Annotated in this window: 12 protein-coding genes; 2 read left to right on the forward strand and 10 right to left on the reverse strand. The window is 61.8% G+C overall.

The window, feature by feature from the left end; genetic code table 11:
* Position 1: 1 nt before the first annotated feature.
* Both GTF44_RS00655 and GTF44_RS00660 read left to right on the forward strand, forming a co-directional pair.
* On the forward strand, positions 2-1,255 hold the full coding sequence (locus tag GTF44_RS00655) for a class I SAM-dependent RNA methyltransferase (protein WP_171559145.1): 1,254 nt from the start codon (positions 2-4) through the stop codon (positions 1,253-1,255).
* The gene (locus GTF44_RS00660; protein ID WP_171559148.1) at positions 1,252-2,037 is read left to right on the forward strand and encodes an ion transporter; all 786 of its coding nucleotides are present in this window, start codon (positions 1,252-1,254) and stop codon (positions 2,035-2,037) included. Before GTF44_RS00655 ends, GTF44_RS00660 begins: the two co-directional genes overlap by 4 nt.
* On the opposite strand, the gene GTF44_RS00665 is transcribed toward GTF44_RS00660, so the two are convergent.
* From GTF44_RS00665 to GTF44_RS00710, 10 genes are all read right to left on the reverse strand, one after another.
* Positions 2,034-2,801 carry an SDR family oxidoreductase gene (locus GTF44_RS00665; RefSeq protein ID WP_171559151.1) on the reverse strand — a complete coding sequence of 256 codons (768 nt, stop codon included), beginning with the start codon at positions 2,799-2,801 and terminating at the stop codon, positions 2,034-2,036. The two genes, GTF44_RS00660 and GTF44_RS00665, sit on opposite strands and share 4 nt — an antisense overlap.
* Positions 2,801-3,724, reverse strand: a complete 924-nt coding sequence (locus tag GTF44_RS00670; RefSeq protein WP_171559154.1) for a dihydrodipicolinate synthase family protein — start codon at positions 3,722-3,724, stop codon at positions 2,801-2,803. The genes GTF44_RS00665 and GTF44_RS00670 overlap by 1 nt, the downstream gene beginning before the upstream one ends.
* Positions 3,725-3,739: 15 nt before the next feature.
* Positions 3,740-4,402 (reverse strand): aspartate/glutamate racemase family protein, encoded by a 663-nt coding sequence (locus GTF44_RS00675; RefSeq protein ID WP_367383346.1) that lies wholly within the window; start codon positions 4,400-4,402, stop codon positions 3,740-3,742.
* Positions 4,399-5,853, reverse strand: a complete 1,455-nt coding sequence (locus GTF44_RS00680) for an amidohydrolase family protein (RefSeq protein ID WP_171559156.1) — start codon at positions 5,851-5,853, stop codon at positions 4,399-4,401. The genes GTF44_RS00675 and GTF44_RS00680 overlap by 4 nt, the downstream gene beginning before the upstream one ends.
* Positions 5,853-7,301 (reverse strand): ABC transporter substrate-binding protein, encoded by a 1,449-nt coding sequence (locus tag GTF44_RS00685; protein WP_171559159.1) that lies wholly within the window; start codon positions 7,299-7,301, stop codon positions 5,853-5,855. The genes GTF44_RS00680 and GTF44_RS00685 overlap by 1 nt, the downstream gene beginning before the upstream one ends.
* A complete protein-coding gene (locus tag GTF44_RS00690) occupies positions 7,298-8,317 on the reverse strand; it encodes an ABC transporter ATP-binding protein (RefSeq protein ID WP_171559162.1) in 1,020 nt (339 codons plus the stop codon). Before GTF44_RS00690 ends, GTF44_RS00685 begins: the two co-directional genes overlap by 4 nt.
* Entirely contained in the window at positions 8,314-9,315 is a 1,002-nt protein-coding gene (locus GTF44_RS00695) for an ABC transporter ATP-binding protein (protein ID WP_253261246.1), read from the reverse strand. The genes GTF44_RS00690 and GTF44_RS00695 overlap by 4 nt, the downstream gene beginning before the upstream one ends.
* Entirely contained in the window at positions 9,312-10,187 is an 876-nt protein-coding gene (locus tag GTF44_RS00700) for an ABC transporter permease (RefSeq protein ID WP_253261247.1), read from the reverse strand. The genes GTF44_RS00695 and GTF44_RS00700 overlap by 4 nt, the downstream gene beginning before the upstream one ends.
* Before the next feature lies 1 nt (position 10,188).
* Positions 10,189-11,154, reverse strand: coding sequence for an ABC transporter permease (locus tag GTF44_RS00705; RefSeq protein ID WP_171559164.1), 966 nt, complete (start codon positions 11,152-11,154; stop codon positions 10,189-10,191).
* Positions 11,155-11,258: 104 nt separating this feature from the next.
* Positions 11,259-12,824 (reverse strand): ABC transporter substrate-binding protein, encoded by a 1,566-nt coding sequence (locus GTF44_RS00710; protein WP_171559167.1) that lies wholly within the window; start codon positions 12,822-12,824, stop codon positions 11,259-11,261.
* Positions 12,825-12,868: the final 44 nt, after the last annotated feature.

Genomic DNA, 12,868 nt, shown 5'->3' on the forward strand with positions numbered 1-12,868 from the left:
CATGACCGGTCCTTTCGAAACCACAATCGACCGTCTCGGTCACAAGGGGGACGGCGTCGCAGCGGGGCCGATCTTTGTGCCGATGGCCTTGCCGGGCGAGACGGTGTCGGGCCAGTTGCAGGGCGACCGGTTGGACGATGTGCGGATCGTGACGCCTTCCTCTGCTCGGGTCAGTGCGCCTTGCCCCCATTACCGAAGCTGCGGCGGTTGTTCTTTGCAACATGCGTCGGATGGATTGGTCGCGGATTGGAAGCAAGAGGTTGTGACAAGCGCGCTGGCGGCGCACGGTTTGACCGCTGAGATGCGCCCGATCCATACGTCGCCGCCGCGCACCCGCCGCCGCGCCACGCTGGCCGGAACCCGCACCAAGAAAGGGGCTTTGGTCGGGTTTCATGCCCGTCGATCTGACACTATCGTGCCGATTAGAGACTGTTTGGTTCTCCATCCAGACCTGATGCAGGTTCTTCCGACCCTGGAAGAGATCACCCGGCTTGGCGGGTCCCGCAGCGCCATATTGAGCTTCACGCTGACCCGGTCCGACGCCGGGATCGATTGCGCCGTCGCCGGTGGGAAGCCGCTTGATGAAGCCCTGCGTATGGGATTGCCGAAATACACCGATCGATTTGCGCGGTTGAGCTGGGACGATGAAACCGTCTTTACCGTTGCCGCCCCAAGCCAGCGCTTTGGCGCCGCGCATGTGACGCCACCGCCTGGCGCATTCCTGCAAGCGACGGAGGATGGCGAGGCGGCCCTATGCGCCGCGATCAAAGACGCCGTCGGGCCAGCCAATAACATCGCCGATCTTTTCGCCGGTTGCGGCACATTCTCCCTGCCATTGGCGGAGGGTGCTGCAATCCATGCGGCGGAAGGGGAGGCCGACATGATTGCCGCGCTGGATCATGGCCTGCGCCACGCGACAGGTTTGAAACAGGTCACGACCGAGACACGGGACCTGTTCCGTCGCCCGCTTTTGCCCGATGAGCTGGCGCGATTTGATGCGGTGGTGATCGACCCACCCCGCGCAGGCGCCGAGGCGCAAGTGGCCGAAATTGCCAGAGCGCAGGTGCCGCGCATCGCGATGGTATCCTGCAACCCGGTGACATTTGCGCGCGATGCAAAAATACTAACCGATGCCGGCTATCGCCTGAATTGGGTGCAAGTGGTCGATCAGTTCCGCTGGAGCCCGCATGTGGAGCTTGCCGCCAGCCTGACCTTGCCCCATATCGAGCCGGAACCCACGAAGAGGCGAGCATGACACGGGCAAAATTGGCGGATTGGCTGGACACGCCGCAGGTGCGGTTCGGGATCATCGGCGTGATCATTTTCAACGCGATCCTGCTAGGGATGGAGACGTCACCCACACTGATGGGGATAGCCGGGCCGCTGATCTTGACCCTTGATCGGATCTGTCTGGGCATCTTTGTCGTTGAGATCATCCTGAAACTCATCGCCCATCGACTGGCCTTCTTCCGATCTGGCTGGAACATCTTCGACTTCGCGATCGTGGGGATTGCGCTGCTTCCGGTCACGCAAGGCCTCTCGGTCCTTCGGGCGCTTCGCATCTTACGGGTGCTGCGCGTGATTTCGGTTGCGCCGCGCCTGCGTCGGGTGGTCGAGGGGTTTGTGACCGCCCTGCCCGGTATGGGCAGTGTGTTCCTTCTCATGGCGATCATCTTCTATATCGGCGCGGTGATGGCCACGAAGCTTTTCGGCGCCTCCTTCCCCGAATGGTTCGGCACGCTTGGCCGCTCGCTCTATTCACTGTTCCAGATCATGACGCTGGAAAGCTGGTCGATGGGAATCGTGCGGCCGGTGTTGGAGGTTTACCAATACGCTTGGGTGTTCTTCGTGCCGTTCATCATGATGACGACCTTCGCGGTGGTGAACCTGCTGGTCGGCCTGATCGTCAACTCAATGCAAGACGCCCATGCGGAGGAAACCAACGCCGCGACAGATGCCTATCGCGACGAGGTATTGGCCCGACTCGAAGCCATTGAGGCCCGCCTTCAGGAACGCGAGCGCAGCCGCCCCGATTAGGAGCGGATGGACCCGCCATCAATCCGAACCCGGCTTCCCGTGACGTAGGAGGCCCGTTCGGAGGCGAGAAACACCACCATATCGGCGAATTCCGACGGCTTGCCATAGCGGCCCATCGGGATGCTCGCCGCCGAGGCGGTTTTGACCTCGTCCACCGGTTTGCCCGTGCGTTTGGCGGCGGCGGCGTCCAGTTCATCCACGCGGTCCGTATGAATGCGGCCAGGTAGAACGACATTCACGGTCACGCCGTCCGACGCCACCTCTGAAGCCAAGGTCTTGGCCCAACCCACGACCGCAGAGCGGATGCCGTTTGACAGGGCCAGATTGGGGATCGGTTGCTCGACGCCCGAAGAGGTGATGCAGATGATCCGGCCCCAACCGCGCTCTCGCATGCCAGGAAGGAGCTGTGCCGAGAGATCAAAGATATTGGCCGCCATCGCCTCGAATTGCGCAATCCAAGCGGCGCGCTCGGCGGTTGCGGCCGGGCCAGGGGCGGGGCCGCCGGAATTCGTGACCAGGATGTCGACGCCACCATCTGCCAGAAGGGTCTCAGCCAACGCGCTGACGCTGGCATGATCGGTCAGGTCGAGCGCCATCGGTGTGACATTGGGCATGTCGGTGGACCAATCGGCAATCTTGTCGGTGCTCCGCGCGGCAGCAAAGACCTGCGCCCCTTCGGCGGCCAAACCTTCGGCAATCGCGCGGCCAAGACCCCGACTCGCGCCCAAAACCAAAGCCCGTTTGCCCGTTATCCCAAGCTCCATCACCCAATCTCCTTCAAGCGTTTTTCTTGTCTTTCGATCAACCGATCTACCTCGGCCCGCGCCGCATCGCTCAGCGCGGCTCCGGGGCGGCGCAGCGTCGGATGCGCAATCACCCCCCGTTTCGCCAGCACATATTTCCGCACCGCGAGGCCCGCGCCGGGTTGCTGCTCATAGCGCGCCAGCGGTAGGTAAGCGTCGAAGATATCTTGCCCCCGATCCGGGTTTCCGGCCTCGTGATGCCGCACGACATCAATCATCATCTCGGGGTAGCCAAATCCCGTCATCGCGCCATCCGCTCCGCGGGCCATTTCCTCGGGGAGGAACATCCCGCCATTGCCACAGAGAATGGAAATGCGGCGGGACAGCGGCCCCTCGGCCCGCAGTGCCGAGATCTTCTCAAGCCCTGGCCAATCTTCATGTTTCAGACAGACGCATGTCGGTAGCTCATCGACGATCCGCTTGATGACTGTGACGGGCATATGCACGCCGGTGACCAGCGGGAAATCCTGCAAGACAAAGGGGGTCTCGCCGATGAAATCCGCCGCCTGGTGATAATATCCGACAATCTGATCATCGGTTTTCAAACTGCCGGGCGGCGCGATCATCACCCCGGCGGCCCCGTCATCCATGACCATTGCGCTCAAGGTCTGCATCTGCGCGAAACCTGGGGAGGAGACACCGACCACCACCGGCACCCGTCCGGCGACGCGCGCGAGAATGCGCCGGACGACCAGACGCGACTCCTCAACCGTGAGCTTGGGCGCCTCGCCCATCATGCCCAGGACGGTTAGACCGGTTGCCCCGGCCTCAAGGTAGAAATCCACCATCCGGTCGGTGCTGTCCAAATCCAAGCTGCCATCGGGCAGAAACGGCGTGACGGCGATCACATAGACGCCGCGCGCGTCTTCGGTCAGGTGAGTCATGGCAGATGTCCTTCTTTACGTATCCGTCGCGGCCAGGGCGACACGGCCAATGGCCATTGCGGCGGCGGCTTGGCAGGGTTCGACAACGGGCAAGCCGATGGCTTGTGACAAGCGGCGGCGATAGGCCGTCATACCCGCGCAGCCGAGGATCAGAACATCTGCACCGTGCTGATCGCGCAGCGCGCGGCCGACCTCCTTTTGCCGGGCAAAAGTGCGGGCATCATCCTGCAACTCGGCAACGCCAAGATCGAGTGGCAGATCTCCGGCCAACCGGTCCATTACGCCCATGGCCCCCAGAAATCGCATATGGCGCGGGATTGAGGTTGGCAGAATCGACAGAATGCCAAAGCGCTGCCCGAGCGTCATCGCGGTCAGAACGGCGCTTTCAGCGATGCCCAGAACCGGCTTGCGGCTCTGCTCGCGCAGCGCTGCCATGCCGGGATCGGAGAAACAGGCGATGACAAAGGCCGATGCGTCGTCTTCTAGTGCGGCGGCACGCGCCAAAAGCGGTGCGACCACACCGTCCACATGGGCTTGCGTCTCGATCCCGGCGGGGGTGCCGTCTAACTGACTGGCGACAATCGGCACAGGGCTTGCTGCGCGCAGGGGCAGCATCGCGTCGTCAATGCCATCGGTCACGGCCTGGCTGCTATTGGGGTTGATGATGTGGATGGTCACGCGCCACCTCCGTCATAGCGGGTTTGGCCCCAGAACCCTTTGGGGATGCCCAGCATATCGCGGGCCCCGAGCCGATCGATCATTGCATCAGCCTCCCGTTGTGCATCCGTTAAGACGCGCCCCATGTCGACTTTTGTGGGCGCGCCGTCCCGCAAAAGCACCTCTCCATCGACCAACACCGTATCCACATCATTGCCATTGGCGAAATAGATCACGCGGAAGGGCTCCATATTCCGCGGGTAAAGATGCGGGCGCTGCATATCGATCAGGATGGCGTCTGCCTTTTTCCCAACCTCGAGCGAGCCGATCTCGGCCTCCATCCCAAGCGCTCTGGCACCGTCAATCGTCGCCATCTCCAGCGTCTTGCCCGGGGGCAGGATGCCAGTGTCTTGGAAATGGCGGCGGTGATAGTGCATCGCTTGTTGCATATGCCGGAACATATCGCCCGACCGGTCCGGCGCGGTGGCGTCCGAGCCGAGGGCAACCGTCACACCAGCCTCCATCAACTCCACGGCGGGGCAACGGCCCATGACGGAGGCAAGCGCCGAGGGGTTATGGGCAATCCGCGTATCGGTCTCGGCGCAAAGCGTGATTTCATCCTCGTGCAGGTCGATCGCGTGAGAGAGCAACGCATCCGACCCTAGAAGCCCGAGGTCTTGCGCCCGCCGGACCGAGCCGCGCCAATGGCCGTCTTGGGTGAAGATAACCCCCGACGCGCGCGACATGGCGCGGACGATCTGCGCCTCGCCGCAAGCGGTCTCATAATCACCGGGCGACATGTCGCGCTCATGCTCGTCGCGCAGAACGGGATAGAGCAACGCGACCGACAGGCGCCCATCATTGGCCCCATGCCAGCGGCTCAGAACCTCTTGGCAGGTGGCCAGCTGTTGCTCGAAGGAGACAGGGTGATGCTCAGCCCGGCCATTCGGCAACCAGGTGGCGTAGGTGCGCGGATGCGGCGCGCGCGTCGGGCCAATCGCCATGACATCGCGGGTGCCGATTTCGGCTACGCCTTCCATATGTGCGGAGGCATAATCTGGACTATCGCTGCGCATGATCGTGTCGCCGCCGCCCAACAGAGACACACCGCAAGTCACGCCAAAGCGGAGCCGTTCCAACGCGGCCAGCCGCGCCTCGGCGTACCAAAACCCAGGCGTCGAGCCGGTTGTATAAACCTCGCCGCAGATCTCTTCCCAGACATCGCCCTGGTCCATACCCATGTTTTTGATCAGCCCGTGACCAGCATGGGCATGCACGTCGATCAATCCGGGGAGCATAACCTTTCCCGTCGCGTCGATGACCTCTGGGGCGTCATGCGTCACCTCGATCTCTGCCCGGGGGCCAATGGCGGCAATCCGGCCATCGGTGACCGCCAGCGCGCCGTCGGAAATCACCCGGCGGTCTTGGTCCACGGTGATGATCGTGGCCCCGGTGATCAAAAGATCGGCCATCACGTGTCTCCGATCTTCGGCAGCGTCGCGATGTTCAACACGCCATCAACGGGCATCGTGAAACCGGGGTGATTGCCAAGCAAGCCCGTCACCCGGATTGGGTTGTAGAGGGTCAGCCAGGGTGGGTCTTCTTGCATCTCAGAATAGGCAGCTTGGAACAGCGCCGCGCGTTCGGTGTCATCCGGTGTTTCCCGTGCCTGGTCGATCAGGGCTTCGACTTGGGCGTTATGATAGCCCTGCCACCACGCGCCTTTGATCCGCGCGTCGATCTTTTCATAGAGCACACGGAAGGTGGAAAGCGGGCTAGAGTCGAACACGCAAAGATCGCCAATCTCCTTGCGGCGCACCATATGGGCATAGTCTTCGCGCTCATGATGCAAGTGGACATCTAAGGTGATGCCGATCCGTGCCAGTTGATCGCCAAGCGCCGCAGTCAGGCGTTCTGCTTCATCGGGAAGGCGGGTTGGGCAATCGAGCGATAGGGTCAATCCATCCGCATACCCAGCCTCGGCAACCAAGGCGCGCGCGGCGTCCAAATCTTGCGGCAGGGCGGCCCCATCTCCAGCGCCAAAATGCATCGGGCTGACAAAGCCCAAAAGTGGCTCGGCGGCCCCGCCAACCACCGTTTCGATCAAGACATCTCGATCAAGCGCCAAGTTCAGCGCGCGGCGTAGGCGCGGATCGGCCAGCGGCCCATTGGTGGCATTCAGCAGATAGATGATGGCCACCGGCACCACGGTTTCGACACGGGTATGGCCAGGCGCGGTTAGGGTCTGACTGGCGTGATAGTCAAGGGAAGTGGCCACCCCGGCGGCCCTGCTCGTGAGCGCCGTCAGACGGTCGGCCGCATCGGGAACCAGACGCATTGTGACCGTCTCATGCGCCGGCTCACCGTCGAAATGCCCCGGCACGATGGAAAGCTGTAGCTCCGTTTCCGTGGCGGAGACCGCCCGATAGGGGCCGGTGCCGACCGGTTTGGTGGTGATCCCGGCATCCAGATCGGCCAAGCTGGACGGTGCCGCGATGTAGCCTTGCACCAGCACATCCAGCAGATCAGCCATCGGCTCGGCGAGTGCGATCGAAACCGTCAGATCATCAACAGCGATGATCTCCGCGCCGCCCAGATATTGCCGCCAAACACCCGGCGAGCCGAGCGTATAGCCCTTATCGGCGCGGGCCATCCGGGCCAGCGAGAGGCAAACCGCCTGGGCATCACACGGGCTGCCATCTTGGAACCTGACATAGGGGCGCAGATGAAAGACCCAGGTTTTGGCGTCGGTGGAGACCGTCCAACGCTCGGCGAGGCGCGGCGCAAATCCATTGGCGCTGCGCCGGACAAGCGTGTCAAACACGGCCTCATAAATCGCCAGTTCATCATTGGCATCGGTGCAGTCATGCGGGTCCCGCAGTGGCAAACGTGGCTGCACGATGATCAACGGGCGGCTCATAAGGTGTCTCTTTCTGGCTCATCGAGGAGATGGCAGGCCACGCTTTGTCCGCCGCCTACATCTTGCAAAACCGGGCGTTCCTTTGCGCACCGATCCCAGGCGAAGGGGCAGCGGGTGCGGAAACAGCAACCTGATGGAAGGGATAGCGCGCTTGGCACCTCGCCGGTCAGCTCGATCTCATCGCTTTTGCGGTTTGGCTGGATGCTGGGCGCGGCCGAGAGCAGCGCGCGCGTATAGGGGTGGCGCGGCATCGCAAACAGGGTGTCGCGGGGCGCGGTTTCCACCATGAAGCCCAGATACATCACCCCGATCCGGTCGGCGATGTGATGCACGACCGACAGGTCATGGCTGATGAAAAGGTAGGACAGGCCGAATTCGTCGCGCAGATCCATCATCAAATTAAGAATCTGCGCCTGGATCGACACGTCGAGCGCCGAGACGGGTTCATCGGCCACGATCAAGCCCGGGTTGACCGAGAGCGCGCGGGCGATTCCGATCCGCTGCCGCTGACCGCCGGAGAACTGATGCGGATAACGGCCCGCATGTTCGGCGTTCAAACCCACCCGCGCCAAAAGCGCCTCGGTCTTGTCCGCAACCTCCGCACGGGCCCCTTCGCCCACCTGCTGCAACAGCGGCTCGGCCACGATATCGCGCACCTTTTGGCGCGGGTTTAGGGAGGCAAACGGATCTTGGAAGATCATCTGCATCTTGGCCCGCACCGGCAGAAGATCGGCGTGGCCATACTCGGAGATATCCTCGCCTTCGACCCTGATACGCCCTGCCGTGGGTTCGTAAATCCGCGCGATGGTCTTGGCGACAGTGGATTTTCCGCAGCCGGATTCACCGACCAGCGCCAGAACCTCGCCCTTCGCAATCGAGAAGCTGACGCCATTGACCGCATGCACCACAAGGTCTTTCAGCCGAGGCCGACCGCCTTCGAAACTCAAGCGATCCAAGAAACCGGGGTTCAGATGGAACCGCTGTTCCAGCCCGTCGACATCCAGCATCGCACTCATGCGCTTTCTCCTGCCGCGACGGGGAAATGGCAGGCCGAATAAAGGCTGTCGCGGGTATGGGTCAGTTTCGGTTCCTCCTCGGCGCAGCGCGCTTGCGCGCGTGGGCAGCGATCGCGGAAATTGCAGCCTTTCGGCAGGTTGCGAATGTCAGGGACGGTGCCGGGGATCTGCTTCAGCCGCGCCTGTCGGTCGTCAGGATTGGGGATCGAGTCGATCAGACCCCGGGTATAGGGATGCGACGGGTTGGAGATCACATCGCGCACATCGCCGCGTTCCACGACTTGCCCGCAATAGAGCACGGTTATTTTGTCCACGACTTCCGAAACCACGGCGAGATCATGGGTGATCAGGATCATCGAGGCACCATGCTCGGCCACCTGACGTTTCATCAACTTCAGGATTTGGGATTGGATCGTGACGTCGAGCGCCGTGGTGGGCTCATCCGCGATGATCAGTTTCGGATGCGCCAGCATCGCGATGGCGATCACCACACGCTGTCGCATCCCGCCCGAGAACTGATGCGGATAGGCGCGCAGCCGATCCTCGGCCTGCGAAATCCCGACGCTTTCCAGCATCTCGATACAGCGTGTCTTGCGTCCGGCCTCGTCCAGATCGGTATGAAGGCGCAGCATTTCATCCATCTGCTTCCCGATCGTGTGGACCGGGTTCAGAGAGGTCATCGGGTCTTGGAAGATCATCGCGATCTCCTTGCCCCTGATCTTCCGCATCCGATCTTCGGGCGCTTGCGCGATGTTCTCACCGGCCAGCCGTATCTCGCCGCCTTCGATCTGCCCCGGCGGGTCGATCAGGCCGAGGATCGAGAAGCCGACAACGGATTTGCCGCCGCCGGATTCCCCCACAAGCCCCATGATCTCGCCTTGGGCCAAGTCGAAGCTAACGCCGTTCACGGCCTTCACCACGCCGGAGAATGTGTGAAACCAGGTTCGCAGATCGCGCACCGACAAAAGTGTCTCTGGAGTGCCGCCGTCCATGCTCATTTCAGCCTCGGGTTAAGCTCGTCGCGGAGGAAGTCCCCGAACAGGTTGATGCCAAAGACCATCGCCATGATCATCAGCCCTGGGAAGACGGAGGTCCACCAGAGGCCGGAAAAGAGCACGTCGAACCCGTTTTTGATCAAGAGACCAAGCGAGGGTTGGGTGATCGGCACGCCGACGCCCAGGAAACTCAGCGAGGCTTCGATCAGGATGAAGGTGCCGACCTGCACCGTGGCGATCACAATCAGCGGGGTGAGCACATTGGGCAGCACATGGCGGCGGATGATCTTGCCATTGGTCAGTCCCGCGACCCGGGCGGCCTGAACGTACTCCTTTTCGATCTCCCCAAGGGTCGAGCCGCGCACGGTACGGGCATAGACAACCCAGCCCACAGCAGTCAGCGCAATCAGCACTTTGTCGATCCCTGTGCCGACCGCCGACATCAGAAACAGCGCGATCAACATCGAGGGGAAGGAGAGCTGCAAATCCGCGATCCGCATGATGATCGCGTCGAGCCGCCCGCCATAGAACCCGGCCAGCAGTCCAAGCGTCGTGCCGATGAGGCAGGAACAGAGCATAGCGGCGATACCGATCAGGGCGGAGACCCGCGTGCCGTAGATGATGGAGGCCAAAACATCGCGGCCCTGCCCGTCGGTGCCGAGCCAGTATTGCGGGTCACCGCCGGGCAACCAAGCGGGTGGCTTATAGCTGTCGAGCAAGTTGAGTTGCGTCAGGTCATAGGGGTTCTGCGTCACCATCAGCGGGCCAAAGGCGACGATCACGATAAAGATCGCAATGATCGCACTGCCGATGATCGCCGAGAGGTTGCGGCGCCAGTTGAAGAAGAATTGCGAGGCTAGAAAGGTCTGCATCATGTCATTTCACCGTGATGCGCGGATCGATCATCGTATAGAGGATGTCGATCAGGAAATTGATGACCACAAAGATCAGAGCGACCAACATCAGGTAGACCACGATCACAGGCCGGTCGGCGCGATAGATCGAATCGACCAAGAGCTTGCCCATGCCGGGCCAACCGAAAATCGTCTCGGTGATGGTGGCAAAGGCAATCAGGTCGCCCAATTGCAGGCCGAAGATCGTGACCACCGGGATCAATCCGTTACGCAGCCCGTGACCGTAAAGGACCCCCCGGCGCGACACGCCCTTGGCCCGGGCGAATTTCATGTAGTCCTGCCGCGTGACCTCCATCATGCCCGCGCGGGTGATGCGGAGCAGGATCGCGAGTGTCCCGACGGAGAGGGTGATTGCGGGGAGCAGCACATGGCTCCATCCATCCGCTGTCAGAAGCGAGGTCGGTACGCCGAACACCTCCACCGTGTCGCCCCGCCCGGAGGACGGGAAAATCCGCCATTCGACGGCCAGGAAATAGATCAGCATCATGCCGACCCAGAAGCCGGGCAGTGAGATGCCGAGAAGCGAGCCGGACATGATCAGCCGGCTAAGTGGCTTGCCCGGGTTGGCACCGGCATAAACGCCAAGCGGGATTGCAATCGTGGTCGCGATGACCATGGCGACAACGACGATTTCCAACGTGGCGGGCAGACGTTCGAGGATCAGGTCAATCGCGGGCTGACGGAACACATAAGACGTTCCGAAATCGCCCTGAAGAAGGTTGCCGAGGAAGATGATGTATTGCTCCGGCAAGGATCGATCGAGGCCGAGAATCCGCCGTGCTTGCTCGATCTCAGCTTCGGACGAGTCAATCGGGATCACCATGAAAACCGGATCGCCGGTGAAGCTCATCATCAGGAAAACAATGATCGAGACGGCCCAGAGCACGACCACCATTTGGATCAGGCGTTTGATGGTATAGGCGAACATGCCGGGTCCTTACTGCGGTGGCCGAAGCCATCCGTTAACTCAGATCGTTGGGGTTTGGGGAAGGGTGGGGCGGCCCCAAACGCGGCGCCGCCCCGGGGGGAGAGTCACTCAGTGATCCGGATATCGTAGGCCCAGAGGAACTTGTCGGTCCGGGGTTCAAACTCGATCCCGTCACGGGCGCCATAGATGTCCTGCTCGTAGTGAACCGGGATCATCGGGATGTCTTGCAGCAGAATCTCCGTGACCTGCTGAAGATGGGCGTCGCGCTCCTCAACCCGCGGTGTGGAATCCGCCAGATCGATCAGCCGGTCCACTTCAGGGTTCGAGTAGTGGCCGCGGTTCACCTGCGCATAGCCTTCGCGCGTGCCGGGGCTGTAGAACATGCTGGCATACATCGACCCGGCGTCGCCCGAGGGCACATCCCAACCGGACATGATGAAGCTCGATTGCTCAGACGGCACCCGGATATAGCCGAAGAAATTGGCCCGTGGCATCAGATTCAACTCAAGCGTGATTCCGATTTGCGACAGCATGGAGGCGAGGGCCTGCGCGATCTGCGCATCGTTCACATAGCGGTTGTTGGTCGCGTCCAGCGTCATGGTGAAGCCATCGGCATACCCGGCCTCGGCCATCAACGCGCGGGCGGCGTCGAGATCGAACGGATACAGATCGCGGAAGCTTGCGCCCTCCACGTAACCTACATGGGAAGACGGCACATATTGCTCAGACGGGGTCGACAGCCCATTCATGATCACCGTGCGGATGGTTTCCACATCAATCGCCCGCGCAATGGCTTCGCGCACGCGGCGGTCGGTCATCGGGTTGGTGTCCATATCGATGGTCGGCGACTGAGGCCGCACATCCAACGCCAGAACCAGGTTCAGAAGGCTGGGCCGGGTCACAACCTCGAACCCATCTTCGGAGGCCACGCGCTCCACATCGCGCACCGACAAATCCTGCACAATATCCAACTCTCCGGTCAGAAGCGCGGCGGTTCGCGTGGCCGGGTTCGTCAGGGGGCGGAAGATGACCTGATCAATCTCTGCGGGGCCTGCATAATACTCCTGGAACGCGTCCAGAACGATCCGATCCTCGCGAATCCATTCATTGAGTTGATACGGGCCGGTGCCGATGGGCTGCTGCTCCATCTCGTCCTCGCCCACGGCTTCCGCATGATCCCGGTTCAGGATCAGGATCGCCGCCAGATCGTTCGGCAGGGCCGCGTAGGGCTGATAGGTCACGATCTCGATGGTCTGATCATCAATGGCTGAATAGGTGTCGATATTCTTCGCCAGGTTCGACATCAGCGAGTCTTTCAACCGGTCGAAGGTGAAGACCACGTCATCGGAGGTGAATGGCTCGCCATTATGGAAGGTCACGCCTTCGCGGAGCGTGAAGCGCCAGGTCGTGTCATCAACCAGCTCCCAGCTTTCGGCCAAGCCGGGCCCGAATTGCAGGTTCGCATCCCGACGCACCAGCGGGTCATAGATATGATAGAACATGATGTTGCTCGACAGCTCTTCACCGGCTTGCGGATCGAGATGCACGGCATCGGCGGTCAAGCCCACGGTCAGGGTCTGATCTTGCGCGGCCGCGATGCCGGGCAGGGCTAGGGCCATCGCGGCGGTGGCCAAAAGGCCCCGGAGGCTGGAGGTTAAGGGTTTGGTCATGTCACATGTCTCCTTGTTGGTGGCGCTCTGCCGAACGGACGTTT

The sequence above is a fragment of the Roseobacter sp. HKCCD6576-2 genome, from assembly GCF_013179285.1.
Classification (GTDB): Bacteria; Pseudomonadota; Alphaproteobacteria; order Rhodobacterales; family Rhodobacteraceae; genus Rhodophyticola; species Rhodophyticola oceani.

Coding starts and splice junctions, on each gene's coding strand:
- GTF44_RS00655 (WP_171559145.1), top strand. CDS start 2: ATGACCGGTCCTTTCGAAACCACAATCGACCGTCTCGGTCACAAGGGG.
- GTF44_RS00660 (WP_171559148.1), top strand. CDS start 1,252: ATGACACGGGCAAAATTGGCGGATTGGCTGGACACGCCGCAGGTGCGG.
- GTF44_RS00665 (WP_171559151.1), bottom strand. CDS start 2,801: ATGGAGCTTGGGATAACGGGCAAACGGGCTTTGGTTTTGGGCGCGAGT.
- GTF44_RS00670 (WP_171559154.1), bottom strand. CDS start 3,724: ATGACTCACCTGACCGAAGACGCGCGCGGCGTCTATGTGATCGCCGTC.
- GTF44_RS00680 (WP_171559156.1), bottom strand. CDS start 5,853: ATGGCCGATCTTTTGATCACCGGGGCCACGATCATCACCGTGGACCAA.
- GTF44_RS00685 (WP_171559159.1), bottom strand. CDS start 7,301: ATGAGCCGCCCGTTGATCATCGTGCAGCCACGTTTGCCACTGCGGGAC.
- GTF44_RS00690 (WP_171559162.1), bottom strand. CDS start 8,317: ATGAGTGCGATGCTGGATGTCGACGGGCTGGAACAGCGGTTCCATCTG.
- GTF44_RS00695 (WP_253261246.1), bottom strand. CDS start 9,315: ATGAGCATGGACGGCGGCACTCCAGAGACACTTTTGTCGGTGCGCGAT.
- GTF44_RS00700 (WP_253261247.1), bottom strand. CDS start 10,187: ATGATGCAGACCTTTCTAGCCTCGCAATTCTTCTTCAACTGGCGCCGC.
- GTF44_RS00705 (WP_171559164.1), bottom strand. CDS start 11,154: ATGTTCGCCTATACCATCAAACGCCTGATCCAAATGGTGGTCGTGCTC.
- GTF44_RS00710 (WP_171559167.1), bottom strand. CDS start 12,824: ATGACCAAACCCTTAACCTCCAGCCTCCGGGGCCTTTTGGCCACCGCC.